Origin of the sequence: Thermoactinomyces sp. CICC 23799 (genome assembly GCF_016055145.1) — a bacterium.
Taxonomy (GTDB): Bacteria; Bacillota; Bacilli; order Thermoactinomycetales; family Thermoactinomycetaceae; genus Thermoactinomyces; species Thermoactinomyces intermedius.
In genome coordinates this window covers 1-26,518 of sequence record NZ_JAECVV010000009.1, presented here as the reverse complement: position 1 = coordinate 26,518, position 26,518 = coordinate 1, and the positions used below count along the sequence as shown (strand labels likewise).

Sequence of the window (26,518 nt, the reverse complement as noted above, 5' to 3'; positions counted from 1 at the left end):
AAAACGGGAAGGGATCGCGATTGATTTTGACAATTACATTAAATCCTTCGGTCGATATCCGGTACACACTGGATTCGTTCCGGACGGGGACCGTCAACCGGGTGGAGCATGTTTCGAAAACGGCCGGGGGAAAAGGATTGAATGTGGCGAGGGTTTTGCGGCAATTGGGAGAGCCGGTGGCTGTGTCCGGATTTCTCGGCGGGGAACTGGGCGCTTATATCCGTTCGGAGATCGCGCAACTGGGCATCCGGGATGCTTTCGTTCCCATCCGGGGCCGGACCCGCAATTGCATTGCCATCCTTCATCAAGGGCTTCAGACGGAGATATTGGAAAGCGGACCGGTGATTGAAAAAAGCGAGCAGGAGCGGTTTTTAAGGTGTTTTTCGGAATACTCGGTCAAATCGAAGGTGATCACGATCTCCGGAAGTTTGCCCAAAGGGGTGCCGGAGCGCTTTTATGAACAATTGCTGGACAAAGCCCGGGGTGTCCCGGTCTTGCTAGACACCAAAGGAAGTTTGCTGAAAAAAGTGTTGGCATCGGGGAAAAAGCCTTACCTGATCAAACCCAATCAGGATGAACTGAACGATATGCTTGGCACCGGGTTGGATTCTCTTTCCCGTCTGACCGGGGCGTTGAAATCGCCCCTGTTGGCAGGAGTTCCCTGGATTGTCGTCACCTTGGGGGAAAAGGGCGCCGTGATCAAACATAAAGGGGTTTTTTACCGGGCCAAAGTCCCCCGCATCGAGCCGAAAAACCCGGTCGGATCGGGCGATTCGGTCATTGCCGGTTTTGCGGCGGGGATGGCCCGCGGCTTCGACGGTGAGCGGCTGATCCGGTTCAGCTTGTCCATGGGCGTGTTGAATGCCATGGAAGAAAAAACGGGTTATATCGATCCGCGGAAATTGAACGGTTGCATGAAAGAGATCCGAATCGAAACCGTTCATGAGGGACTGGCAGACGAGGAGGGAAACCGATGAGAAAGTTATCGCCCGGGAAACAAAAAGGGTTGGAAGCCATTTCAGACGAAAATCAGATCATTTTTGCAATGGCGATGGATCAGCGCGGCTCGTTGGGAAAAATGATCCGGTCATTCAATCCGAATGTTCCTTATGCCGAAGGATTAACCCGGTTTAAAGCAGCGGTCAGTGAAGTGCTGGGCAACCGGTCTTCTGCGCTATTGCTGGATCCGGAATACGGTTGGGAGGCAGCCGGAAAGTTAAATCAAGAGACCGGTTTGATCATGGCTTATGAGAAAACGGGTTATGATGCCTCGCAAAAGGGGCGCCTGCCTGCATTGGTGGACCGGTATGCCGTCCAAGATTTTGTGCGTGAAGGCGTCGACGCGCTGAAACTGTTAGTCTATTATGACCCGTATGAAGAAAAAAAAGTGAATGCCGTGAAAAAAGCCTGGATCAAACGGGTTGGCGACGAGTGCAAGCAAAACGATCTGTTGTTTATATTGGAGCCCGTTTCTTACAGTGCCGGCGGAATTCCGGAGAAAAGCAGGGAATTTGCCAAAATCAAACCCCGGATGATTGAGTATTTCATGGAAGAATTTTCGAAAGCGTGTTACGGGGTGGATCTGTTAAAAGTGGAAGCGCCGGTGCCTGTTTACTATATTGAAGGTTGCTGCGGCGGGAAGGCGGAGCCTGTATTCAGGCAAGAAGAAGCGGCCGAAGCCTATGACCGATGCTCTGAAAAAAGCGGCGTTCCTTTTGTTTATTTAAGCGGAGGGGTATCCCATGATCAGTTTATCGAGACGCTTCATTTTGCCAAACAGGCCGGATCTCGCTTTTGCGGATGTTTATGCGGGAGAGCGGTCTGGAAAGAAGGGGTGCAACCGTTTGCGGAGGAAGGGGAAGCCGCTTTCCATCATTGGCTTTCCACCGAAGGGCTGGACAACTTGAACCGCGTTGCCAAAGCCATCCGGGAGACGGCGACTCCTTGGAGCCGTTATTATGCAGTTTCCGGACAATAAAAAAGGGCGGCTGATGGCCGTCCGTTTTTTTATGATCATAAACTGCAACGGGGATTGGAGCCGATTTTAAACACCAGCAGGCTCGCATCCTGAAGCGCTTCAATGTCATGCTTTTCAAAGGGTTTCATATGCAGCAACGATCCTTCTTTCATGTGGTGCCGTTTTTCTTCCACACCAAAGAGGACTTCCCCGCTTGCCACATAAACAATCACATCGGTGTTGGCATGGTGGCGGGGGACAGTTTCCCCGGCTTTGATTTGCAGGTTGATCACCAGTCCTTGATCAAAGTCGAGCACTTTGTTGCGAGTGACTCCTTTATCAATCGGTCCTTCTTTTTTGATTTCAACTAAAGACACAGGCGGAGCCTCCTTCTTTCAAAACTTTATTTGAGTATGCCATAATATCGGGGACCGTGATGTGACATATATCACAAAAAATGTTTCGGTCTCCCGGTCACGAGAGTTTGGCCTGCAGGGTTTTTAAGTCCAGAATTTTGATTCCTTTCCGGCTCACATCAATCAGGTTTTCCTTTTTTAACTGGTTTAACACCCGGTTGACGGATTCCCGCGACAATCCCAGCATATTGGCAAAATCCTGGTGGGTTAAAGGCAGGGAAATGAATATGCTTTCGTCTTTGGAGACGCCGTATTCATCGACGAGCCTCAGCAAAGTCATGACCACCTTGTGATAAACATCGCCGGAAATGACTTCCTGAAGGCGTCTTTGCAGTTGCAAAATTTTAACGGCCATGATTTTCATGACGGATTTGGCAATTTGGGGATTGGAATCCAGCAGGCGGTCAAAGTCATGGATGGGGATCGCCAGGAGTTTGCTGTTTTGGATGGTTTGCGCGGTTCCGGGGTAGGGGGAGTCGTCAAAAAAGCCCACGTGAGGAAACATATCACCTTTTTGGAGGATCGAAATCACTTGCTCGTTTCCCTGATTATCCACCTTGGTGACTTTGATGATCCCCGACTCAATGAAGTAGACCGTTGTTCTTGGTTGCGCTTCCATAAATATGGTGGAATGTTTGGGGTATTCCTTCAAGGTGGCGATTTGTGCGATTTTCTCCAGCTCTTCGTTGTTCAGGTCCCGGAAGAGAGGCACCCGTTTCAAGATTTCAACCTTGCGGTTCATACTTACCGCCTCCAGAAATGAAAATAATTGGTGTTTAATTTTATTCAAAGGGATGCGTTTCCTGTTCGTCAACAACAAAGCGTTTACGGTTCTGTCGACGTTCTGTGAACACCGGCGTTTTTGTGATCCAGATCACATTTTGTTCATCTGACAACGTTTTATAATGTTTAATAATTCATTTTATATACTTTATCATTTTTTATGTTGTCATTTATGAAGAAAAACATGAGGTTGCGCATCTTAAAAGGGAATTTTCGCTAGAGGAGTCTTTTCATAGATGCTCGATGCAAAGACGATGGAAATCATTAAAAAGCAACGGCTCCGGTACTGAAAGAAAACAGCGAAGCGATCGGAAAAACGGTTTTATGAATTATTGTTCACCCGTCATTCGGAGTTGATCCATATTTTTTATCACAGTCGGGCGTTCGGGGGCAAACCGGAACAATATCCCATGGTGGGCGAAACGCTGATTGAGGACGTCAAAGATGCGTTGGGGGACGGAGCGACGGGCGAGATCATCCAGGCTTGGGTGATGGCTTATGATTCAATCAATTCATCGGAATCGAACAATAGTTGTATGAACAAACGAAAACGAAAGAAGGTAATTGGTAAGGTTTCCGGGAATTTGTGGTGGTGAAAAAAGTGAAAGAAAGCGAGGCGATCACCTCCTGCTATTTAAAACCCAAAGACAATAAGCCCTTTGCTTCTTTCCGTCCCGGACAGTATCTGACCATCCGGAAGAAGATCCCGGGTGAAAAATACATGCATCACCGCCATTACAGTTTGTCCGATGTTCCCGGAAAGGAACACTTACCGGATCAGTGTGAAACGGGAAGATGCCCGAAACGGAAAGCCTCCCGGTGCGTTTTCCACTTGGTTGCATGAACAGGTGCAGGAAGGGAGTGTGCTTGAATTCAGTTCGCCGGCCGGTGACTTTGTTTTGGACACCGAATCCATGAACCCGGTCGTGTTGATCAGCGAAGGTGTCGGGTTCACCCCCCTCATGAGCATGTTGAACACCTTGGTGGAAAAACAGCCGGACCGGGATGTAACCAACATTCATGCGGCCATAAACGGCAAACATCATGCGATGAAAGAGAATGTGGCCCGTTTGGCGGAGACTTGCGACCGGCTGAAATCTTTATGTGATTTATGAATTGCCGACCGAAGAGCGGAAAAATCGTTTGACAAAAAGGGATGGATTGACAAGGAGTGGCTGGAGTCCGTGGTGGACCATCCCGGTGCCGATTTTTATTTGTGCGGTCCGGTTCCGTTTATGGAGGTTGTTTATTCGGCGCTCCGAAAAATGAATGTGGATGAAAGCCGCATTCAATATGAAGCTTTCGCCCGCTTGACACCATGGATACCGGTTTAAGATGGGACAAAAGAACAGAACACCATCCGTTACGGGTGGTTTTTTTGTTTGCGGGGCTTTTTGGTCCGTGGCAAGGAAAAGAAAGTGACAAAGCGTCAAACATTTTGTTGCTATTTTGTGAACGACGTCCGTTATGTGATTTGAATCACAAAAGCGGTGCAACCCCCCGTTTAAAGTGAAGATGTAACAAAAAAATGAAATACAGGTAGGAGGAATTCATACCAGAGAAACAAGAACATGAATCATTTTTATGAACCCTTATTTGTGATATTTATCACAAAACCTGGAGAATTGGACTCATCAGCCAGTAACATTCCAAGTGTTATGGGAGGGAGAATTGTTGAAGAAATTGCGGGCATCCAACAGACTGAGAAAGCTTTTGCCGGTGCCGGGATTTGTTCTCATTTTATTGCTGACCGGATGCGATGACCGTTATGTCATGTTTAATCCGGCCGGGCCGGTCGCCATGACTCTGTATGATCTGATCAAGTTGTCCGTTCTCATGCTGTCCTTGATTGTGATCCCGGTGATGCTGTTCTTCTTCTATGTGATTTACCGGTATCGGGACAAACCGGGAAATAAAGCTTCCTACCGTCCGGAGTGGGATGACAGCAAAATCATGGAGATCATTTGGTGGACCATTCCCGTGGTGATTGTCGCCATCTTGAGTGTGGCCACGGTTCGGGACACGTACGGATTGACGAAAAAACCTTCACCGAACAAGCCAATCACCATTGAAGTGGTTTCATTGGACTGGAAGTGGCTTTTCTTGTATCCGGAACAAAACATTGCCACAGTGAACCATGCACCCGTTCCGGCAGGAGTTCCGGTTCAATTTGTGCTCACTTCGGATGCGCCCATGAACTCCTTCTGGGTTCCGGAATTGGGCGGGCAATTGTACACCATGCCGGGAATGGAGATGCCGCTTTGGTTACAAGCCGACAAACCCGGTGTGTATGAAGGGAAAGGAGCCAACTTTACCGGAAAAGGCTTTGCCCACATGAACTTTGAAGTGATTGCAAAACCGCAGGCGGAATTTGATGCATGGGCAGAAAGCGTGAAGAAATCCGCACCTGTTTTCACCCAGGAAAAATATGATCAATTGAAACAGCCGGGTTTGGCAAAAGAGCAGTCGTATTCGTCTTATCCGCCCAAACTTTACAAACAAATTGTGGATAAAAACGGAGGAATCTATTGGGACAAACATGATATGGACGTTCGCCATGAATCTGTTCATGAATAACGGAAAGGTGGGATCCAACAGTGATTCAGCAAATCGTTGATTACCTGAAAAACGCCCACCCCATGATTCAAATGTCAGCGGTTGCTTCCTTGGTTGTTCTGCTCGGAATCATCTTTGTGCTGACATATTTTAAAAAGTGGGGATGGTTGTGGCGCGAATGGCTGACCACGGTGGACCATAAAAAAATCGGGGTGATGTATCTGATTTGTGCCCTGATCATGTTGTTTCGCGGTGGCGTGGATGCGCTGTTGATGCGAATTCAGCTGGCGGCGCCCAATATGCACTTTCTCGATCCGCAGCATTATAACGAAATTTTTTCCACGCATGGAACGATCATGATCTTGTTTGTGGCCATGCCGATGATCTTTGCCATGATGAACATTGCGGTTCCCCTTCAAATCGGGGCGCGCGATGTCGCATTTCCTTTTTTGAACGCACTCAGTTTCTGGTTGTTTTTCTTCGGTGCGATGTTGTTTAACCTGTCCTTTATCCTGGGCGGCGCGCCGGACGCCGGATGGGTGGCTTATCCGCCGTTATCCGAGGTGGATTTCAGTCCGGGGCCCGGAATCAACTACTACCTGATGTCGCTCCAGATCTCAGGGATCGGAAGCATTGCAACCGGTGTCAACTTTATCGTCACGATCCTGAAAATGCGTGCACCCGGCATGACCTTGATGAAAATGCCGTTGTTTCCTTGGTCGGTGCTCGGGTCTTGCATCATCATCATTTTCGCTTTCCCGGCCTTGACCGTGGCTTTGGCGCTTCTCGGGTTGGACCGGATTTTTGATACCCATTTCTTTACGATGGACGGCGGCGGAAATCCGATGATGTACATCAACCTGTTCTGGATTTGGGGTCACCCGGAAGTATACATTGCCATCCTGCCGGTATACGGAATTTTGTCGGAAGTGATCAGCACCTTCAGCAAGAAACGCATTTTTGGTTACAAATCGATGGTGATGTCGCTGATGCTCATCAGCGTGATCAGTTACTTCGTCTGGGCACACCATTACTTTGTGATGGGGGCCGGACCCGGAGTCAACAGTTTCTTTGCCATTGCTTCCATGGCGGTCGGAATTCCGACGGGTGTGAAGGTGTTTAACTGGCTGTTTACGATGTTCAGGGGACGGATCCGGATGACCCTGCCGATGATGTGGGCACTTGCTTTCATTCCTTGCTTTGTCGTGGGTGGAGCCACCGGAATCATGCTGGCGGTGGCACCAGCGGATTACCAGTTCCACAACAGTTATTTCCTCATTGCCCACTTCCATCAAGTCTTGATCGGGGGAGCGGTCTTCGGACTGTTGGCCGGAATGTATTACTGGTGGCCGAAAGTGTTTGGCTTCAAATTAAACGAGAAGCTTGGAAAATGGGGTTTCTGGTTCTTTAACATCGGCTTTTATGTCTGCTTCATGCCGCAATACGCTTTGGGATTCATGGGCATGACCCGGCGCGTGTACACTTACCCGGCTGAATCGGGTTGGGGAGATCTCAACTTTGTCTCCACCATCGGTGCCTTTATGATGGGAGCCGGCTTCTTGTTCATCGGTGCTCAAATTGTCTACAGCTTGTTCCATAAAGAGCTGGACACAACCGGAGATCCGTGGGACGGACGCACCCTCGAATGGTCGATTCCTTCCCCTGCGCCGCATTACAACTTTGCCCAAATCCCGGAAGTGGGAAGCTTTGACGCTTGGTGGGAGAAAAAACGGGGCAACCGGGACAGTTTGAAAACCGGTTCAAAACTCAAACCGATCCACATGCCGAAAAACACACCCATTCCGTTCCTCATGTCGATCGCTTTCTTTATCGGCGGATTCGGATTGGTGTTCAGTCAATTCACCATTGCGATGATCGGGTTGATCGGGATCATTGCATGTATGTTGTGGCGCTCGTTGGAAAAGGATGACGGTTATTTCATTCCCGTCGATGAAATCAAAAAAGCGACTGCCAAGGGGGTGTCGTAAATGGGAGCGACGGAACAACGCGCCGTTTTGGATCACCAAGCGCATGACCATGAACATCATGAGGATCAAGACCGTTATGTTCTGGGCTTTTGGGTGTTTCTTGCGTCGGATTTGGTGCTGTTTGCCAGCATCATTGCCACTTATTTTGTCTTGCGCACGCATACTGACGGGGGACCAACCACGGCGGAACTGTTTGAAATTCCGCTGTTCACGCTGGAAACGCTCCTGCTTTTGACCAGCAGCTTTACTTGTGGTTTGGCGATGCACGCGATGAGAAACAACCGCTTGAATGCCATGATCGGGTGGATCGCCGCCACGATCGTCCTGGGATTGGCGTTTGTCGGGATTGAGGCCAGCGAATTTGTCAAATACGTGGCGGAAGGCGCCACCATGCAGCGGAGCGCGTTTTTGTCCGGATTTTATACACTGCTTGGGACCCACGGACTTCACGTGTGTCTGGGCATGGTTTGGCTTTCCTCTGTGATGGTTCAGCTGAAGCGCCAATCCATCAATCCGACCACGGCAAGGAAATTCACAAATGCGGGGCTCTACTGGCACTTTTTGGATGTGGTGTGGATCCTGATCTTCACGTTGGTTTATCTGGTGGGGGTGATTGAATGAAGAAACCAAGCAGTTTCCCCTGGTCTCATGTGATCGGATTTATCGGATCGATCGTGCTCACGCTTTTGGCGATCGGGTTTGCCGTCCGTTCCCCGCTTTCCATGGTTGGAACCCTGACGGTTTTGCTGGTGTTGGCCGCTTTGCAAATTTTGATTCAGTTAATCTTCTTTATGCACATTAATGAAAAAAGAGGACCGGCTTATCATACCATTGCCATCTCGCTGGGATTTGTGTTTACGTTCGCCGTGATTGCCGGATCCATTTGGGTGATGACCTTCAGTTACTTTTAATAAGGGGTGAGGAAAATGCCGGCTCCATCGGTTCATGCGGTTTCATCGGACCCCCGGTTTCTCTCCGTGGTGATCAATAAGGTCAAGGCGTATGTGGCCTTGACCAAACCGCGGATTGTTCTCCTGATGGTTTTTTCGGCGCTTTGTTCCGCCATCGTTGCCGAGGGGGGATGGCCGGAGGTTTGGACCTTGGTTCATATGTCGGTCGGTTTGGCGTTGTGTGCCGCGGGGGCGTCCGCTTTTAACATGTGGTACGACCGTGACATGGATCAACTGATGAAACGCACCATCCATCGTCCGCTTCCAACCGGCCGGATCCGTCCGCAATCGGCACTTTGGTTTGCAATGGGTCTGGGAATGTTGTCCCTGATTTGGTTGGCCGTTTTCGTCAACGGGCTTTCCGCACTCTTGGCACTGGCCGGCTATTTGTATTACACCGTGATCTACACGATGTGGCTCAAACGGAGAACGCCGCTGAACATTGCCATCGGGGGCGGAGCCGGCGCGCTTCCCCCAATGGTGGGATGCGCTGCAGTGACGGGGGAAATCGGTTGGACAGCCGTGTGGTTGTTTGCCATTATCTTCGTTTGGACGCCGCCTCATTTCTGGCCGCTGGCCATGGTGAGAAATGAGGAATATTGCCTGGTCCGCGTTCCCATGATGCCGGCAGTCCGGGGCTTTCGTGTCACCAAACAGCAATGTTTGGTCTATACGGTGCTTCTTTTGCCCGTCTCTTTGGGATTGGCGATGACCGGATCCGTTGGCGGTTTTTATCTGGTCACGGCCGTCCTGGCCGGATTGGCTTTTTTGGCGGTTCAGATCCTGATGTGGCGGGAGCCGGATGATGAGATCCTGTGGGCAAGACGGGCTTTTCGGGCTTCGTTGGTTTATTTGACGGTTTTGTTTGCTGCCATGGCCATGGATGTATTGATATAATTTCTCCTTTTTCTTTAAGAAGGGAGGGAGAGGATGCAAATGGCAACCATCTGCCGCCATCGGAATAAACTTTATCCGTTGGCGCTCATCACGCTGATCGGGTTGTTTTTGGTCAATCTCATCGGTTTTGTCGACACCAAGACAGGGTCCACTTTTGGTTGCGGCGAAGAGTGGCCCCTGTGTAACGGAGAATGGATTCCAAGCCAATGGAATAAGCATGTTGCCATTGAATACACCCACCGGGTGAGTGTCCTGGTTGACATGATCCTTTTGTTCGTGTTGACCGTTCTCTCCTGGACACGATACCGGGACCAAAAAACGATGCGAATCATTATCGGCGTTTGTTTTTCGGGATTTATCGGGGAGTCAATATTGGGCGCGCTGACGGTTCTTTTTGACAACCCCCCGTGGGTGCTGGCGTTTCATATGGGGATGGCCCTCACCTCGGTGGTGGGATTGTATTTGTGGACGGGATGGTTGTACCGGAATGAGGCGGACCCGTCACGCCGCCAACCGGAAGCGGATCCCGCCGGGATGAGAAAGCTGGGGCAATGGGCCTGGTTTGCGGTGATTTATTTCTTCTTCGTGGTGTATTTCGGGGCGTATGTTTCATTTACCGGTTCCGGTTCTTTCTTTCAAGGATGGCCCGTCCCGACGGAACCTTATGATATTGCCCGGCATGCGCTGGTGATCGACTGGGTTCACCGCCTTTCAGGCTTTGTTCTTCTTTTGTTGATCCTCCGGCTGAGCGTGTTGGCTTACCGGATGCGTCATGAAAGAAAGGATTTGTGGGGCATATGCCGGGCCATGTTGATCCTGATCGTCTTGCAGTTTTTAAGTGGCGGTTTGTTGATTTACACCGGGTTGAGTCTGGCGGCCTTCCTGCTCCATGTCACCTTTCCCAGCCTGGTCATTTGCCTGTTGAGTTGGCTGGCCTTTAAAACCGTACCGCAAAGAAGAAAAGGGGCTTTCAAATATTAGACAAGAGCAACAGGCCACCAGGATAAGGTGGCCTGTTTTGATTTTGGGAAAATCATCTTTCTCTTTCCATCGCATCCCGCTTGGTCCGGTGAACCGTGCCGAACGGATGCTCCGGCGGTGCGTAAATGCTGTAGAGTTTCAAAGGTTGATATCCCGTATTGATGATGTTGTGCCATGTACCGGCCGGAACCATGATGGCATCATCTTCAAACACGGCTCTTTGAAAATTTAACCGGTCTCTTTGCGGCCCCATTTGCACCCAGCCTTGGCCTTCCTCAATGCGCAAAAACTGATCTACATCGCGGTGAACCTCCAAGCCGATATCCTCTCCGGGGTTAATGCTCATCAACGTCACCTGCAAATGATCTCCTGTCCAGATGGCCGTGCGGAACGTTTGGTTTTGTTCAGCCGCTTGTTCGATATTGATGACAAAGGGTTTTTTTCCCTGATCGTTGAACCGGCCCCCGTTGGGATTGGACGGATCAGGGATTTGAGCATAATAAGGATACGGATAAGGGGGATACAGGTAGTGATACACATTGCTCATCCCTTTCAAAGAGTTTCATGCTTTTAAAAGGTAATTTCACCTTATACATATGGGGATCCGTGGGCAGATGTTCCGTTCTGATCAAATCAAAGAATGAACGAAAAAGAAAAAGACCTCATCAGGAGGTCTTTTTTCTGTCAAAACGCTTCAAATTAAATACAAAATGATGAAAATGATGATCAATACACCATCCAGGATACTGGCCAATATATAGGCCGATTTGGGTTCCCATCCCAACTTTTTTCCCAAAGTGATGGCCCCGAAGAGGAAGACCGTTGACAATACGGCATAGATTAAGATCAAATATAAGATTTCTATTTTGATCCCTCCGTTTTCCTATACAGATTGATCAGCGATGATACCAGTTCCCGAAGAGTTATTCGGAAAAGCATCGGATTTTTTGTCAGAATACTTTCTGTTTGGAAAGAAAACCATTTTGTTCATTTTTGGGGGCTTCCGGGACGTTCATGGTGCATGGGTTTACGGACTTGTTCTCCTTTTGTTAAACTGAAAGTGGCGGCATTTGCGAATGTTCACGGAACGGGGCTGTATCCATTGTATCGTGCCAACAGGGATCGATCAAATTTTCATTTTTTTGCAGAAAATACAGAATTAAAAAACCGGTTTATCAGTGATCTGGTTTGGGAGGCGGAAAGATGAAAGTGGATTTTGGCCTGACTGCCGGCGATTACCGAAAGTACCGGGCGGGCTATCCGGATGAATTGTATGACCGTCTGAAAAGGTACGGGGTGGGGCTCAAGGGACAATCCATATTGGATCTCGGGACGGGAACCGGGTATCTTGCCCGGAAATTTGCGAAGCAAGGGGGCCGGGTAACCGGCGTTGACATATCCAAAGAGCTGATCAAAGAAGCCCGGGAGTTGGATGAACAAGAAGGGGTCCATTCCCGGTATGTGATCGCCCGGGCAGAGGCGTTGCCTTTTTCGGATTCCGAATTTGATGTGGTGACTGCCGGGCAGTGTTGGCACTGGTTTCAAGCGGATCAAGTGTTAAAAGAAGTGCGCCGTGTTTTGCGCCCGCACGGAAAACTGGCGATCGTCCATCTGGATTGGCTGCCGCTGAAAGGAAATATTGTGGAAGAGACGGAAAAGCTCATCTTGTCGTATAATCCGGATTGGCAAGGGGCCGGGGGAACCGGGGTTTATCCGGCGTGGTTCACGCAAGTGGCCATCGGCGGATTTTCCGGTATCGAATCATTCACATTTGATCTTATGATACCATACAGCCAAGAGGCATGGCGGGGGCGGATCCGGGCAAGCGCCGGGGTGGGGGCCAGTCTTCCGCCGGATGAAATTGCCAGGTTTGACCATGAATTCAAAGAGTTCCTGGAAAAGAATTATGAGGAGAGGCTGAAGATACCGCATCGCGTTTTTTGTTTGGTTTGCACACTGAAAAAGGAACCGTGACGGTTTGCCTGGAAAGAAGAGCTTTCCCGCGGGGAAGCTCTTTTTTTGTTTGTGATCTTATTCACAAAAAGAAATCGGTTTTTTGGCTAAGATGAAGCTGGAAGGATGTGATGGAATGAAAGCATGGGCAAAACCAAGAGATTACAACGTGAATCCGTTTATTGTGATATGGGAAGTCACCCGCGCTTGTGCGTTGAAATGTTTGCATTGCCGTGCGGAGGCTCAGTACCGCCGGGATCCGAGAGAGCTTACTTTTGAAGAGGGGAAACATTTAATCGATGAAATCGCGATGATGGATTCGCCCTTGTTGGTCTTCACCGGCGGCGATCCGTTTATGCGCCCGGATTTGTTCGAATTGGCCAAATATGCCATTGAAGAAAAGAACTTACCCGTTTCCATCACCCCCAGCGCCACCCCCAGGGTGACCCGCCGGGCGGTGGAAAAAGCCAAAGAAGCCAAATTGTCCCGCTGGGCCTTCAGCCTGGATGGTTCTTGTGCCGAGATTCATGATTTTTTCCGGGGGACCAAAGGATCTTATGATTTGACCATGAGAGGAATTCAATACCTGAAAGAATTGGAGATTCCGCTTCAAATCAATACCACCGTTTCCAGATACAATCTGGAAGATTTGCCGGAGATTGCAGCCAAAGTCAAAGAGATGGAAGCGGTGTTATGGAGTGTCTTCTTCTTGGTTCCCACCGGAAGGGGATTAAAAAAAGACATGATTTCCCCGGAGGAGCATGAATCGGTGATGAAATGGCTTTACAAGCTCAAAAAAACGATGCCCTGTGATATCAAAGTGACGGAAGCGCCGCACCATCGCCGTGTCTTTTTGCAGGAGTCCCGGAGACAGCAAGAAACGGGAGTTTCACAAGCGGACAAACGAAAAGATGTTTTGGGAAGAGCGCCGAAAGCCGTGAATGACGGAGACGGATTTGTGTTTATCAGTCATATCGGCGAAGTGTATCCCAGCGGTTTTTTGCCGGTGGTTTGCGGAAATGTCCGCCGGGAACCCTTGTGGAAAATTTACCGCGAGTCGCCCGTCATGAAAAACTTGCGGGATAAATCGAAGCTGAAAGGCAAATGCGGGGTTTGTGAATTCAAGGAGATTTGCGGAGGGTCCAGATCACGGGCTTATGCGTTGACCGGGGATTATCTGGAGAGCGATCCCTCCTGCAGTTACATTCCGGCGGCATTTCGGCCGGAAACATGAAAAAAACCAAAGGAAAAGGGACTTCCAAGGCCGGAAGTCCCTTTCTTTTTCCGGGTTACCCGGATGATTCCTTTGGCGCCTTTGGAAGCTTGCCGGAGTTGATGGCTGATGAAAGGATAGTTTCCTTCTTCCGTGACGGTCAATTCGACCACGGCGCCCGCGCTTGGCGAAAGTTGCACGGTTTGCAAACCATGGAGCTGGTTGCGGGGATTTCCGTCCAAATAGACGGTATCCAGGGTGGTGCCGATCACATGGAAGGAAGAAACTTCATTCGGTCCGGCGTTTAGCACATACAACCGGATCCGCTCTCCGGCTTTTGCATGAAGCGGTTGTTCTTTCAAGGCATAATCGTTGCCGTTGAACACATTGTATTTCGGCATGCCGTTGATCATGGCGCCAAGGTCATTTTCTTGATACCATTCGCTCTGGACGATGACATATTCGCGGTCGATCATGGCGTCGGTCGGATAACCGTTTTTGGGTTCAACGATGATCATGCCGAACATTCCGTTGGCAACGTGTTGCAGGACCGGGTCAGTTCCGCAGTGGTACATGAAAACGCCGGGGGTATCGGCGGAATAGGTGAAAGTGTTCTGCTGACGGGGCATCACGTTGGCAAATTTTTTGTCGGGGGCGGCATGGACGGCATGAAAGTCCATCGAATGCGGCAGATTCGGATCTTTGTTTTTTAAGGTGAAGAAGAGCGTGTCCCCTTCTTTGACCCGGATCACCGGGCCGGGAACCGTGCCGTTAAAAGTCCAGGCGTTGTAAGTCACGCCTTTGGAGATTTCGACGTCCGTCACTTGTGCCGTCATTTCAATACGGACCGTTTTCCCGTCCCGGGTGATTTTCGGCGGGACCGGCGATGCATTTTCCCGTTGCGCGGCAGGTTCGGTTTTCTCTGAATGTGTTTCCGGTTCTTTTTTTGGCCAAATGGAACAACCGGACAGGACAAGCGATGAAATCAAAAGAACAGAGAGAAAGTTTATTGCTTTCATTGATGATCACCACGTATTCTTTGGTCATTTCAAACACCGTAACCGTAAATGTGCATAATTTCACAAATGAGCCGTTGAGTTTTTCAAAGGTTCCCGGGTTTCCTGTGTGATGCTTTTTTGGTGCCCCGGGAGGGGATGAACAGCGTTTGCCGGAAGACAAACGCTGTAGTGATGCGTTGGTGAAGGTTGGGTCAAAAGCCAAGCCATTCTCTTCCTTCCGGGGAAATTTTCTCCGGTGTCCACGGGGGATCCCAAACCACGTTCACTTCCACGCTTTCCACGGACGGCAATGAATTTAATGCGGATTTTACCCCGTTGACGATGGTGTCATGAAGCGGGCATCCGGGGGTGGTCAGGGTCATTTCGATGAAAATATGACCGTTTTTGATATCCATGCGGTAAATCAGCCCGAGATCCACCACATTGACGCCCAACTCGGGATCATAAACTTCTTTCAGCCTTTCGATAACGGTTTCACGGGTTAAACACATGCTTTTTCCTCCTTTGACCTGAAAGTGAAGACGTTGCCGATGATGGAGATGGCATACAGGCTGGAAAGCGAAAACAGAAGGAATCCGGCTTGAAAAAGAAAGGCGGATGACGTGACCATCCCGGGCACCGTTGTCAAAAAGGCAAAGCCTGCAACATGGAGTGCCCGTTTCAATTTCTGCTCCTGAATCATTTCAGACAGAAGGGGCACTTTGTTCTTTCCGACCTGGTTGCCGTATTGAAAGGTCCACCATAAAAAAGGCACGATTTTTGACAAATAACCGATGATGGTTAAGAATACCCATCCCCATAACCCGGTCCAGATGGTCAGGATGAAAAAGGCCGGTTGGGAAACGAAAAAAGAACAAACGGCAATCCCAAGAAGACAGAGCGCCGCCAATAAATTGACGCGCAAGGTGAAAAGAATGCCGGCCCCCGGATTCTTCTTGATCCCGGATTGGCGGATCTGGTGCAATGCGTAAACGTAAAGGCAAAAAGCCACGGCCAACAACATGATGGAAAACCGGCTCCACAGACCGATCCCGGTCAGGTTGCTCAAAGCCCCGCCGGCCACGGCCAGATTGAAGAGAAACAACGTCCGGTTTTGCCATTGGACCGGATGGCTGTGGGAGATGGAAAACATCGGCAACAGTTTGTAACTGAACCCGATGATCAAATTGCCGAACCACCCGGCAACCCCGAGCCAGATATGGGTGTAAAGAAGCTGGTCATGGCTGACGCCCAACTTCCCGAGGATAAAATCAAAGCCCATGAACATGCCGCTGAAAGCGGCCAAGATCAGGTATACCAGCGCACTTCCCGCATGCAGGGTGACCGGATTCCATTGCCTTGCCCGTAGCAGCGTGATGCCGATGTTGAGCACAAAAAGCAAAATGGCCAGGAAAAGGAGAGTGCCAAAAACGGCAATCCAGCGGGGATGAAAAAAGAAAAAGCCGAAGATCAAACCGGCATGGCTGATCAAATAAATGGCATAATGAAACATCCCCATCTTTTGGCTGAAGAGCGATTGGTTGAGAACCACCGGAACCAGCTGGTACACTGCTCCCATGGCAATCATGGATGCCCACCCCAGAACAAAAAGATGTGTCAGTCCCCATCCGTACGGGGTGCGGGGTGCCGTCACGGGAAGATCCGGCAGGAGCAGAATCGCTGCGATGAAAAACGCGGCCATTTCCAAGATCCCCGTGATGATAAAACACAGCGGAATTTTCAGTGATGACGAATCGGCGTGGATTTTCATCCTTTTCACTTCCCGTCCGTCCGGGGTTTGAAGATGGTGACTTCTGCGGAGCCATCCTCTTTTTGTTCCACTTCACAGGTGTAGCCGAGACGGTCCAATTCTTCCAACAAATATACGGGAACCCGGTCGTTGTGAATGATCACTTGATCACCGGGGGCGGCTTTTTCCAATTGATTCAGGGTCCGGACCATCGGTTCCGGAGGTTGGAGTCCCCGGTTGTCCAAACGGTACACCTGAGGCTCATTGTTTTCCACGGTTCGGGGCGGATGTTCCGCCTTTTCCTTTTTCGGTTTCCCGTTTTTCTTATAAAAAAGGCAAGTCCAGTGATCCGGAGCCAGCTTGGTGGCATCACACTGAAAACCTTTCATTTTTAACACCCGGATCAATGGAACCGGTTTGAAAGTTGTATGCAAAAGCAACTGTTCTTCCTCTTTCAATGAGGCCACAGCGCCCATGATTTTTTGAAAAGGCTCTGTTTTTTTCCTTAAGTCCTCACGGACATCCAATTCCACAACGGGTTGATTCGGTTGTTTCATCAGTGAATCCCTCCTTTGGTTCCCACTATATAGAAGGACCGGTGGGGAGGTTGTGACCAAAGTCACATCAAAAACCGGGTTTCGTTTTTTCGGGAAAAAGTGGGAAATATCACAGAAATCCCGGAGGAAGCGGACTAAAATAAATGCCGAATCCGATCAAAAAAGGAGGGTTAAGCATTGGAACAGTCTTTTGCGGCAACCGTCGATGCAAGAGAATATGAACCGAAGGACAAGCACCGGATCATTTTTGAAACCTTTGACGGGTTAAAGCCCGGACAAACGATGTTGTTATACAACGACCACGATCCGAAACCACTTTATTATCAGTTTCAAATGGAAAGGCCGGAGGCTTTCGGGTGGGAGTATTTGGAGGAAGGCCCGGAGGTCTGGCGTGTGGCGATCAGCAAAAAAGGTTAATATCTTCATGTTTTTAATATTTCAATTCTTCTTGATGATGTGCCAAAGGGGATCACTGCTCGCAAGCGTGATCCCCTTTCAAGCAGATGTCACCCCGCTTTTAAAAATTATCACGGCTCCCGTCGCATAAAGAACGAGGATCAGCGACGTCAACAGAAGTTGAACCGGTACGAGGTTAAATCCGCTGATTTCCAGCAGGTAATAAAAAAATTCATACAAGTTGGGCGTGATTTCGATAAAGGCGATGGTATACAAGGCCAGTGCGGCATTTTTGGCAAATTTCTTTTGTGCTTCTTCTTTGCGCTGTTCAGCCCGGCGCATTTCTTCATTGGAGAGAAGTTCAATCCATGAATCGAGTTTTTCGCTCAGCGCTTCCAACAATTGATGGATACGGCTTGTCTCGCTTAAACCGTCGACCATGGGTTTAAACCGCTCGGGCAAACGGGATTCGTCCGTATATTGGATGATCAGCGGGATATCATCGATCTCCACTTTTAAATTGATGCATTGATCAATGGATAAATTCAGTTGTCTAAATTCATCTTTTTCAACGGGCAGCCATTGATCCAGGCAATACAAGTAGAACCAGTAATGTTGCAAATTTAATTCAATTAATTCGTAAATCTCTTTGTCTGATTCATCAAATTCGCCAAAGACGATGACAGCGGCCCAGCTCATAAAAATCATCAGTTGTTTCCGGTCATCGTAATCCACGGGCGTCGAGTGGATGTTTTCCAGGTATTCCAAGACTTTCTCTTTTTTTGCATCCATTTTTGAAAGTTCGTTGGAATCGTCATAACCGATTAAATCCGGTTTTAAAATGGCGGGAATCCCTTTTTGCAAAAAGCGGGGCAGACGGTCAAAGCGGGAGGTGTCCACATGGCCTTGCAGCGGGCTGAAAAAAACCATGGACATGACGTAAGAAAGCCCGTTGTATTCCCAACCCGATGAAGCGCTGGGACGAAGCTCTTTCTTGTGTTTTCTTGCCAACTCCCTCAACTCTTTGGTGATCACATAGATGACGGGAGAAATGTCATGAGTCCAATTGAGAATTTTTTGGTGGGCTTTTTTTCTTTTTTCCAGATACCTGGCGGCAAAGGTCATGTTTCCGATGTAAATTTGTGGTTTGGAATAGTATTTAAACAGCCCGATTCCGGTTTGAAATATATATAAAAATAATCGCCCGGTGATTTTGGCACAGATACATTTTTCATACAAAATCACTTTTTCCTTTCCGGTCAACGGGGACACTTGAAAATTTTTGGACAGATAACCGCTGATTTCTTCGAATAATTCCGGGGAAAGCCGGGTTCCGAGATCAAACGGGATGTATCGGACCGGTTCTGACAAAATTTGATAGAAAGCCAAATCCGCTCCTCCTTTCATTCGGTTATAAAAATAAACAAAAATTGCATAATATTACCTTTATTTATTAATTATAAATAGAATTACATAAAAGATTCAATGGATGATTTTAAAATAAAACGACATTGAACAAAAAAACCCCTGCTGCGGGTGGAAGCAGCAGGGAGCCGGGTTTATCCATCTTTTGTTTTCTCCGCATAAGGAAGGCGTTTGCCCGTCAGGGACCATCCGGTTTTCAGCCCCAGGACAAACCAGCCCAGGACGAGTGCGCCGATGGCAAAGAGGGTGTCTCCGATGGTCCGGAGCCAGACGAAGGTGTGAATGATCCCCCGCGACATGAATTCGGCGGAACGGGCGTACCAGGTTCCGTGTTCGACGCTGGCCCATGTTTGCATCAAGCCGATGGGGAGCAGGCTTAAAAGAACCATGAGCGCCAGTCCGATGTTGATGGCCCAAAACGAGAAAGACAACGCTTTGGTCTTCCAAATGGATTGTTGGGTCAAACCGCGCAAACAGAAGAGCATCAAGCCGATCCCGAGCATTCCGTACACACCGAACAAAGCGGTATGCCCGTGCACGGAGGTGGTGTTCAAACCTTGCATGTAATAAAGCGCGATCGGGGGATTGATAAAAAACCCGAACAAACCGGCGCCGGTCAGGTTCCAGAAAGCAACGGCAATGAAGTAGTAAATGGGCCATCGATAGGCTTGCACCCAGGGACGGACCCGGGTGAGGGTTAAATTTTGATACGCTTCAAACCCGATCAGCACCAGCGGGACGACCTCAAGTGCACTGAAGGTTGCCCCCAACGCCAGAACCCCGATCGGCGTTCCGCTGAAATACAAATGGTGGAATGTGCCGATAATCCCGCCGAACAAGAAAACAATGGTCGAAAATAAAACGGAAGCGGTTGCGGTGGTTGTTCTTAAAAGCCCCATGCGCGTGAACAGGAAGGCGATGACAACGGTCGCAAACACTTCAAAGAATCCTTCCACCCACAGATGGACGACCCACCAGCGCCAGTATTCGGCGATGGCCAAATGCGTGTGTTGCCCCCACATCAGGGCGGGGATGTAAAACAAGGGAATGGCGGTGGATGCAATCATGAACAAAATGAGCAAATGCCTGTCGTTTTGTTTCTTTTTCAGGGCCGGCCAAATCGCCCGCAACATCAAAAACAACCAAAGGAAAAGCCCGATGGTCAAAAATAACTGCCAAAACCTTCCCAGATCGGTATACTCATATCCCTGATGGCCGAACCAGAAGTTGGTCTTCAGCCCGAACCGTTCTTGGACGGCATACCACTGTCCGGCCATTGAGCCGATGACAATGATCACTAAGCAGACAAACAAAATGTTGACCAACAGACGTTGATGTTTCGGTTCACGACCGGAGACCGCCGGGGCCACAAACAAGCCGGTGGCGATCCAAGCCGTGGCAATCCAGAAGATCGCCAGTTGGGTGTGCCATGTGCGGGTGATGGAATAGGGAATCCATTCGGCAATGGGAATCCCGTAAAATCCGCTTCCTTCAATCTGGTAGTGGGCGGTGACGGCTCCCAACGCCACTTGAACCACCCATAAAATGCCGACCACCCAGAAATATTTCAGTGTTGCTTTCATGGATGGAGTGGGAGACAAGGCGAGCAATGGATCTTTCTCGGGAAAATGATCTTCCGATCCGGTTTCATCGTGTTGTTGCGTGGCATAATACCAAGCCAGAGCGCCCACGCCGGCCAGCAACAGGACGAAGCTGACTACCGACCAAAGCACCATTTCCCCGGTGGGATGATTGCCGATGAGGGGTTCATGCGGCCAGTTATTGGTGTAAGTGATGTCACTACCCGGGCGGTTCGTCGCACATGCCCAGGTTGACCAAAATAAAAAGGCGTTTAAGGATTTCATCCGCCCGGGATTTTTGACGGTCCCTTCGGGGATGGCATATTTTTCACGCAAATCATCCAGTTTCGGATCGCTGCCAAACAATGATGCATAGTGCCGGCTGAGGTGAGAAACTGCCTCGGCACGCAAAGGGGAGATGACCAGATTGCCGGTGTCCGGTTGATAGGTGTTGGTTCTGATTTCTTTTTTCAAGCGGGCTTGAAGCATGGCTTTTTTCTCATCGTCCAATTGCTGATAAGGTTTTTTGAATTGGTCCGACGCATACCGGTTTAACATCCACATGGCTTCCCGGTGCAGCCAGTCGGCATTCCAGTCCGGGGCCACATAAGCACCGTGTCCCCAGATGGTTCCCAATTCCTGTCCGCCGATGGATTGCCAAACGTTTTGCCCGTCTTTAATTTCTTTTTCGGTGAATAAAACCTTGCCGGTTGTGGTCACGACCTTTTTGGGAACCGGGGCATGGTTTGATAAATTCTTCCCCCGTAATATCCCAAAATGGCGAATGAAATGAGAATCACCAGTCCCAGACCGGTCCAAAGCCGGGAATATCGCATAACAAACTCCTCCTGATCTGTTTTTTTAACTGGTACCATTTTTTGGAAACAAAGCGTTTTTATTCAAAAAACAAAAAGAGGAAAAAGGACGGCAGAGAAGACAGAATCTGGACATTTTATGAAGAAACCCGGGAAACGCTTGGCAAAAAAATATATTGTGATATCATTAACAATGTGCAGATGCAAACACTCTTTCGCTATGTTTTCATCAGGAAAATATTGGGATGGATGTTCAGGGAATATATGATCTGTTATTGCCGTTATGCTTATGTGAAAGAGTTGGTTTGGGTAAAAACTTAGTAAAGAGGTTTGCAGTATTGAACCATAAAGAGGTAGATAGATATGGGTCAAATGAATGATGTTTTTTTGAGAGCTTGTCGGAAAGAGCACACCCCTTATGTACCTGTCTGGTATATGCGCCAAGCAGGGAGGTACCAGCCGGAGTACCGGGAAATCCGCCGGAAATATTCTTTTTTTGAGATGAGCGAAAATCCCGAGGTCTGTGCGAAAGTGACCTCGCTTCCGGTCGAACAGCTGGGGGTGGATGCCGCCATTTTATTTGCGGATATTATGACGCCGCTGAAACATATCGGGGTGGAGGTTGCCATTCAACCGGGAACCGGTCCCGTGATTTCCAACCCGGTCCGGGGCGAAGAGGAGATCGGCCGTTTGGGAGAGCTGGATCCAGAGAAGCATGTGCCCTACATTTTAGAAGCGGTTCAGATCTTAAATGAGCAGCTTTCCGTTCCCTTGATCGGCTTTGCCGGTGCGCCGTTTACGCTTGCCAGTTACATGGTGGAAGGCGGACCGTCCAAAAATTATCACAAAACGAAAGCATTGATGTATTCGGCACCTTCTGCTTGGGATCAGTTGATGAAGAAACTCGGTGACATGACCGTGAATTACCTGAAAGGACAAATTGAAGCAGGTGCCCATGCCGTCCAAGTGTTTGACTCCTGGGTCGGTGCCTTGAACCAACAGGATTACCAAACCTATGTGGCTCCGGTCATGGAGCGGATCTTCCGCGAATTAAAGGAAGACACCGATGTCCCCGTCATCTATTTCGGAGTCGGAGCCGGTCATCTCCTGGAGGCATGGAATCAACTGCCGGTGGATGTGATCGGTCTGGATTGGCGGACGCCGATCCGTTTTGCCAGGGAACAAGGGGTCGAAAAAGCTTTGCAAGGAAATCTTGACCCGTCGATTCTCATGGGTCCTTGGGAATTGATCGAAGAAAGGGCCAAAGAAATTTTGGATCAGGGAATGAAACAGCCGGGCTATATTTTTAATCTGGGCCACGGTGTGTTTCCGGATGTTCGTGTGGAAACGCTTCAAAAATTGACTGAATTTGTCCATCAATATACAAGAAGGTGATGACCATCGCTAAGAAAACCGGTTTGCTCGTCATGGCGTATGGAACCCCGAGAAGTCCTGAGGAAATCGAACCTTATTACACCCATATCCGCCACGGCAGAAAGCCGCCTGCCGAACTGTTGGAAGATCTGAAACAGCGATATGAAATGATCGGCGGGGTGTCCCCGCTGGCACGCATTACGGAAGAACAGACGAAAGCTTTGGAAAAGGAGTTAAATTCCAGGTCAAAGGACCGGACTTTTCAAGCGTACTTGGGATTAAAACACACGTACCCGTTCATTGAAGAGGCGGTCCGGAAAATGAAAGAGGATCAGATTGAGGAAGCGGTCAGCATTGTGCTGGCACCGCACTATTCCACCCTCAGCATTCAAACTTACAATGACCGCGCAAACCAAGAAGCCGAAAAACTGGGCGGTCCGAAGATCAAAACGGTGGACAGTTGGCATGACCATCCGGGATTTATCCGTTTGTGGGCAAAACGGGTTCAAGAAACCTTGTCGGCCATCCCGGAAGAAGAGCGTGACCAAACGGTGGTAATTTTCACGGCGCACAGCCTGCCGGAGAAAATTCTTAAAATGGGGGACCCCTATCCGGATCAATTGAAAGAAACCGCCAAGCTGATTGCCGAAGAAGCAAAAATTCCGCATTACGCGGTGGGCTGGCAAAGCGCGGGACGGACGCCGGAGCCATGGCTGGGTCCGGATGTGCTGGATTTGACCCGGGAATTGTATGAGCAAAAAGGATATCGTTCGTTTGTTTATTGCCCGGTCGGCTTTGTGGCGGATCATTTGGAAGTGCTTTATGACAACGACATTGAGTGCAAACAATTGACGGATGAGTTGAACGCCAATTATTACCGTCCGCCGATGCCCAATGTCGATCCGGAATTTATCCGTTGCCTTGCCGATGTGGTGGAGAAGCGCCTGACCACTTGAGGAGGAGATTTGCAATGAATGTGCAAACACCACATGTCGTCATAGCCGGAGCAGGGATGACCGGGTTGTCCGCTGCTTATTATTTACAAAAAACCTTAAAAGAGAAGGGGCAAAAGTGGCAAATCACTTTGTTGGAAGCTTCCGGCCGTCTGGGCGGAAAAGTGAAAACGTTGGTCCGGGACGGCTTTGTCATGGAGCAGGGGCCCGACTCCTTTTTGGAGCGGAAGAAAAGCGCGTTCGAGTTGGCCAAAGATTTGGGGCTTGAAGATCAATTGGTCCGGAATCAGACCGGACAAGCATATATCCTGCACAAAGATGAGCTGTTGCCGATTCCGGAAGGGGCTGTGATGGGAGTGCCGACCCGGATCATGCCGTTTGTCCTGACTCCTTTGGTGTCTCCGGCCGGCAAAGTCCGTGCCGCGGTCGACTTGGTTCTTCCCCGTTCCAATGTGGCGGAAGGAGAGGACCGGTCCGTGGGTGCATTTTTCCGCCACCGCTTGGGGAGTGAAGTGGTGGACCGGATCATCGAACCGCTGCTGTCGGGGATTTATGCAGGCGACATTGACCAGATGAGTTTGCTGTCCACCTTTCCGCAATATGCCGAGATGGAGAAAAAATATCGCAGCATGATCCTGGGCATGAAATCCATGCGCCCGCCGAAAACCAAATCCGACAAACCCAAAGGCGCGTTTCTCACGTTGAAAAACGGGCTCCAAGCCATGGTCGAAGAATTGGAAGCACAATTGCAGGATGTCCGGGTGATCAAAGAAGAACAATTGAAGCGGGTGGAAAAACAGGAGAAAAAGTACCGGTTGTATTTGGAGCAAGGGGAGCCTTTGGAAGCGGATGCGGTGATTTTGGCATTGCCGCATGAAGTGAACCGGCAAGTTTTGGGGCAAGCTGACTTTTTGAAGCCGCTGAATGACCGGCCCACTTCGGTGGCGACGGTGCTGCTGGCTTTTTCGGAGGAAACAGCCCCCAAAACCAAAGATGGAACCGGCTTTTTGATTCCGCGTGTCGAGCCTTACACCATCACCGCCTGCACATGGACGCACAAAAAATGGCCGCACACCACCCCGCCGGGCAAAGCGTTGCTTCGTTGTTATGTGGGGCGTGCCGGCGATGAAGAAATCGTGTACAAGTCGGATGAGGAAATCGTTGAGGTGGTTCTCTCCGATCTGAAACGGATCACCGCCTTTAACGGAGAGCCCGAGTTTACCCATGTGACACGTTGGAAGAAAGCCATGCCGCAATTTGTCGTCGGTTTCCCGGATTGGTTGAAGCAATTAAAGGAACAGATGTCCATCCATTATCCGGGAGTTTTCATGGCAGGATCCAGTTATGGTGCATCCGGGATTCCCGATTGCATCAGCCACGGAAAAAAAGCCGTTCAAGATGTGATAGAATATTTATCAGCTTGATCAGATGAGGAGTGAAAAAAGATGGCACAAGCAGTGGAAACGTATGAAGGCTGGTATGCTTTTCATGATTTTCGCTCAATCGACTGGAATCAATGGAGATCACTCAGTGCCGGCGAAAGAGAAGAAGCGGTGCGCGAGCTGAATGAAATCCTGAAGCAATATGAATCCGTTGAAGAAAATAAACAAGGAAGCTTTGCCTTATTTGCCATTTCCGGTTCCAAAGCGGATTTGTTGTTTGTGCATTTCCGTCCCACTTTGGAAGAATTGACCGATGTCAAAAATCAATTTAACAAAACGCGTTTCGCCGGAGTCACCACCACTCCTTATTCCTATATTTCCATCGTGGAACTCGGCGCTTACACCATTCCGCCCCATGTCGATCCGGAAACGGATCCGTCGGTGCAAAGACGCTTAAAACCGATGATGCCCAAATCCGGTTATGTCTGCTTCTATCCGATGAACAAAAAAAGAGACGGGGAAGACAACTGGTACATGCTCTCCATGGAAGACCGGAGAGAAATGATGAAAAGCCACGGCATGATCGGCCGTTCTTATGCCGGGAAAGTGCGGCAAATCATTACCGGTTCGGTTGGTTTGGATGATTGGGAGTGGGGTGTCACCTTATTCGGGGAAGACCCGTTGCAATTCAAAAAGCTGGTCTACGAAATGCGCTTTGACGAAGCGAGCGCACGTTTTGGGGAATTTGGCCCGTTTTATGTGGGGAATTATTTGACCCAGGAAGATTTGAACGCTTTGCTGTTGGAAGGTTTAAACGGATAAACCCGACCCGCTTGATCTTGTTATAAGGATGATGGACAAAGAGGTCCGTCATCCTTTTTTTGATGATGAAATGACTTATTTTGAACCAACAAACGGCATTCAGCATAACCACACTTAATCTAACCAAACAACAGTTATTAGGACATGTAAGGAAAAGGGGGAGGGATTGTGACAGAAAACTGCTCCCTTTCTGAACCCCAAGGCTGTCAAAGAAATCAAAATGGATTTAGGCGAAGTAATGTCATCCGATTTTATGAACACCAAAAAGGTTGAGTTTGAAATCAAAGTGCAATAAGGAGGATAAACAATGAGCCGGACAACAGAATTTGTCCTGGGGCTTATCGGTGGGATTTTCGGTTTTGGTGATGCACTGTTTGCTATCTTTTTTGGAGCTGTGGATGAGGCTGTTTCAGGCGGTACATCGGAGGTAACCGGTTAGGTTGGGGAGCTTTCCTTTTTTCCATCTTGGCAATCGTAGGAGCAATTGTAGTAAAGATTAATCCAAAGATCGGCGGCACTTTGATGCTGATTTCAGGGATCGGCGGATTAATTAGCATCTCGATGTTCTATGTATTAGCAACCGTGTTCCTTGTAATTGCAGGATTAATGGAATCTTCCGCAAGGATAAACAAAAAGAAATGTCAGCATGAATCTAAAGGTGGGATTTTCCTCTTCTGGAGGATTACAAAAACAGCCCTCTCCATTTTCCGGAGAGGGCTTTAATATTAGAACTGAAGGTTTACAAGAATTTTATTTTTTTGTAGACTGATAT

At 49.1% G+C, this 26,518-nt stretch carries 25 protein-coding genes and 2 pseudogenes; 17 read left to right on the top strand and 10 right to left on the bottom strand.

Annotated elements, in window-relative coordinates:
* Positions 1-20: 20 nt before the first annotated feature.
* Complete coding sequence (locus I8U21_RS12485; RefSeq protein ID WP_181732572.1) at positions 21-977, top strand: 1-phosphofructokinase family hexose kinase; 957 nt, start codon at positions 21-23, stop codon at positions 975-977.
* Positions 974-1,978 carry a tagatose 1,6-diphosphate aldolase gene (locus I8U21_RS12480; protein ID WP_181732571.1) on the top strand — a complete coding sequence of 335 codons (1,005 nt, stop codon included), beginning with the start codon at positions 974-976 and terminating at the stop codon, positions 1,976-1,978. Before I8U21_RS12485 ends, I8U21_RS12480 begins: the two co-directional genes overlap by 4 nt.
* A gap of 35 nt (positions 1,979-2,013) precedes the next feature.
* Here I8U21_RS12480 and I8U21_RS12475 read toward each other — a convergent pair whose 3' ends face one another.
* Positions 2,014-2,334 carry a cupin domain-containing protein gene (locus I8U21_RS12475; protein ID WP_181732570.1) on the bottom strand — a complete coding sequence of 107 codons (321 nt, stop codon included), beginning with the start codon at positions 2,332-2,334 and terminating at the stop codon, positions 2,014-2,016.
* A gap of 97 nt (positions 2,335-2,431) precedes the next feature.
* Positions 2,432-3,115 carry a Crp/Fnr family transcriptional regulator gene (locus I8U21_RS12470; protein WP_181732569.1) on the bottom strand — a complete coding sequence of 228 codons (684 nt, stop codon included), beginning with the start codon at positions 3,113-3,115 and terminating at the stop codon, positions 2,432-2,434.
* 277 nt (positions 3,116-3,392) lie between these two features.
* Between I8U21_RS12470 and I8U21_RS15225 the strand changes: the two are divergent.
* The 7 genes and pseudogenes from I8U21_RS15225 to I8U21_RS12435 all read left to right on the top strand — a co-directional run bounded on the left by I8U21_RS15225 (position 3,393) and on the right by I8U21_RS12435 (position 10,528).
* Positions 3,393-4,490, top strand: a pseudogene (locus I8U21_RS15225) (FAD-binding oxidoreductase).
* A gap of 340 nt (positions 4,491-4,830) precedes the next feature.
* The gene (locus tag I8U21_RS12460; protein WP_232334010.1) at positions 4,831-5,733 is read left to right on the top strand and encodes a ubiquinol oxidase subunit II; all 903 of its coding nucleotides are present in this window, start codon (positions 4,831-4,833) and stop codon (positions 5,731-5,733) included.
* 62 nt (positions 5,734-5,795) lie between these two features.
* Complete coding sequence (locus I8U21_RS12455) at positions 5,796-7,700, top strand: cbb3-type cytochrome c oxidase subunit I (RefSeq protein WP_198054042.1); 1,905 nt, start codon at positions 5,796-5,798, stop codon at positions 7,698-7,700.
* Positions 7,701-8,321: a cytochrome (ubi)quinol oxidase subunit III gene (locus I8U21_RS12450; protein ID WP_181732568.1), complete on the top strand. Its 621-nt coding sequence runs from the start codon at positions 7,701-7,703 to the stop codon at positions 8,319-8,321. It begins immediately after the preceding gene.
* Positions 8,318-8,611 carry a cytochrome C oxidase subunit IV family protein gene (locus I8U21_RS12445; RefSeq protein WP_181732567.1) on the top strand — a complete coding sequence of 98 codons (294 nt, stop codon included), beginning with the start codon at positions 8,318-8,320 and terminating at the stop codon, positions 8,609-8,611. The genes I8U21_RS12450 and I8U21_RS12445 overlap by 4 nt, the downstream gene beginning before the upstream one ends.
* Before the next feature lie 15 nt (positions 8,612-8,626).
* Positions 8,627-9,547: a heme o synthase gene (locus tag I8U21_RS12440; protein WP_198054022.1), complete on the top strand. Its 921-nt coding sequence runs from the start codon at positions 8,627-8,629 to the stop codon at positions 9,545-9,547.
* 33 nt (positions 9,548-9,580) lie between these two features.
* Positions 9,581-10,528, top strand: a complete 948-nt coding sequence (locus I8U21_RS12435; RefSeq protein WP_181732565.1) for a COX15/CtaA family protein — start codon at positions 9,581-9,583, stop codon at positions 10,526-10,528.
* Positions 10,529-10,580: 52 nt separating this feature from the next.
* Here I8U21_RS12435 and I8U21_RS12430 read toward each other — a convergent pair whose 3' ends face one another.
* Positions 10,581-11,066 carry a cupin domain-containing protein gene (locus I8U21_RS12430; protein ID WP_370527090.1) on the bottom strand — a complete coding sequence of 162 codons (486 nt, stop codon included), beginning with the start codon at positions 11,064-11,066 and terminating at the stop codon, positions 10,581-10,583.
* 156 nt (positions 11,067-11,222) lie between these two features.
* On the bottom strand, positions 11,223-11,378 hold the full coding sequence (locus tag I8U21_RS12425; protein ID WP_181732564.1) for a hypothetical protein: 156 nt from the start codon (positions 11,376-11,378) through the stop codon (positions 11,223-11,225).
* Positions 11,379-11,731: 353 nt separating this feature from the next.
* Between I8U21_RS12425 and I8U21_RS12420 the strand changes: the two genes are divergently transcribed.
* Positions 11,732-12,502: a class I SAM-dependent methyltransferase gene (locus tag I8U21_RS12420; RefSeq protein WP_181732563.1), complete on the top strand. Its 771-nt coding sequence runs from the start codon at positions 11,732-11,734 to the stop codon at positions 12,500-12,502.
* 115 nt (positions 12,503-12,617) lie between these two features.
* Positions 12,618-13,715 (top strand): TIGR04053 family radical SAM/SPASM domain-containing protein, encoded by a 1,098-nt coding sequence (locus tag I8U21_RS12415; RefSeq protein ID WP_181732562.1) that lies wholly within the window; start codon positions 12,618-12,620, stop codon positions 13,713-13,715.
* Here I8U21_RS12415 and I8U21_RS12410 read toward each other — a convergent pair.
* The 4 genes from I8U21_RS12410 to I8U21_RS12395 form a co-directional block, all read right to left on the bottom strand.
* Positions 13,682-14,713, bottom strand: a complete 1,032-nt coding sequence (locus I8U21_RS12410) for a multicopper oxidase domain-containing protein (RefSeq protein WP_181732561.1) — start codon at positions 14,711-14,713, stop codon at positions 13,682-13,684. The two genes, I8U21_RS12415 and I8U21_RS12410, sit on opposite strands and share 34 nt — an antisense overlap.
* 191 nt (positions 14,714-14,904) lie before the next feature.
* Positions 14,905-15,204, bottom strand: a complete 300-nt coding sequence (locus I8U21_RS12405; protein WP_198054021.1) for a metal-sulfur cluster assembly factor — start codon at positions 15,202-15,204, stop codon at positions 14,905-14,907.
* Positions 15,195-16,463: a heme-copper oxidase family protein gene (locus I8U21_RS12400; protein WP_181732559.1), complete on the bottom strand. Its 1,269-nt coding sequence runs from the start codon at positions 16,461-16,463 to the stop codon at positions 15,195-15,197. Before I8U21_RS12400 ends, I8U21_RS12405 begins: the two co-directional genes overlap by 10 nt.
* 5 nt (positions 16,464-16,468) lie before the next feature.
* Entirely contained in the window at positions 16,469-16,999 is a 531-nt protein-coding gene (locus I8U21_RS12395) for a DUF2249 domain-containing protein (protein WP_181732558.1), read from the bottom strand.
* A gap of 177 nt (positions 17,000-17,176) precedes the next feature.
* Here I8U21_RS12395 and I8U21_RS12390 point away from each other — a divergent pair, with 177 nt between their 5' ends.
* Positions 17,177-17,416 (top strand): DUF2249 domain-containing protein, encoded by a 240-nt coding sequence (locus I8U21_RS12390; RefSeq protein WP_181732557.1) that lies wholly within the window; start codon positions 17,177-17,179, stop codon positions 17,414-17,416.
* A 78-nt stretch (positions 17,417-17,494) separates the two neighbouring features.
* Here the strand turns inward: I8U21_RS12390 and I8U21_RS12385 are convergent, their stop codons facing one another.
* Together I8U21_RS12385 and I8U21_RS15005 are read right to left on the bottom strand one after the other, a co-directional pair.
* Entirely contained in the window at positions 17,495-18,784 is a 1,290-nt protein-coding gene (locus I8U21_RS12385) for a hypothetical protein (protein WP_181732556.1), read from the bottom strand.
* Positions 18,785-18,954: 170 nt separating this feature from the next.
* Complete coding sequence (locus I8U21_RS15005; protein WP_309544824.1) at positions 18,955-21,120, bottom strand: nitric-oxide reductase large subunit; 2,166 nt, start codon at positions 21,118-21,120, stop codon at positions 18,955-18,957.
* 458 nt (positions 21,121-21,578) lie between these two features.
* Between I8U21_RS15005 and hemE the strand changes: the two genes are divergently transcribed.
* The 5 genes and pseudogenes from hemE (at position 21,579) to I8U21_RS12355 (ending at position 26,396) form a co-directional block, all read left to right on the top strand.
* A complete protein-coding gene (hemE, locus tag I8U21_RS12375; RefSeq protein WP_198054020.1) occupies positions 21,579-22,610 on the top strand; it encodes a uroporphyrinogen decarboxylase in 1,032 nt (343 codons plus the stop codon).
* Positions 22,610-23,545, top strand: coding sequence for a ferrochelatase (gene hemH, locus I8U21_RS12370; RefSeq protein WP_181732554.1), 936 nt, complete (start codon positions 22,610-22,612; stop codon positions 23,543-23,545). The genes hemE and hemH overlap by 1 nt, the downstream gene beginning before the upstream one ends.
* Positions 23,546-23,559: 14 nt before the next feature.
* Positions 23,560-24,966: a protoporphyrinogen oxidase gene (gene hemY, locus I8U21_RS12365; protein WP_198054019.1), complete on the top strand. Its 1,407-nt coding sequence runs from the start codon at positions 23,560-23,562 to the stop codon at positions 24,964-24,966.
* 21 nt (positions 24,967-24,987) lie between these two features.
* The gene (hemQ, locus tag I8U21_RS12360; protein ID WP_181732552.1) at positions 24,988-25,746 is read left to right on the top strand and encodes a hydrogen peroxide-dependent heme synthase; all 759 of its coding nucleotides are present in this window, start codon (positions 24,988-24,990) and stop codon (positions 25,744-25,746) included.
* Between the two features lie 307 nt (positions 25,747-26,053).
* Positions 26,054-26,396 (top strand): annotated as a pseudogene (locus I8U21_RS12355) (DUF4064 domain-containing protein).
* Positions 26,397-26,518: the final 122 nt, after the last annotated feature.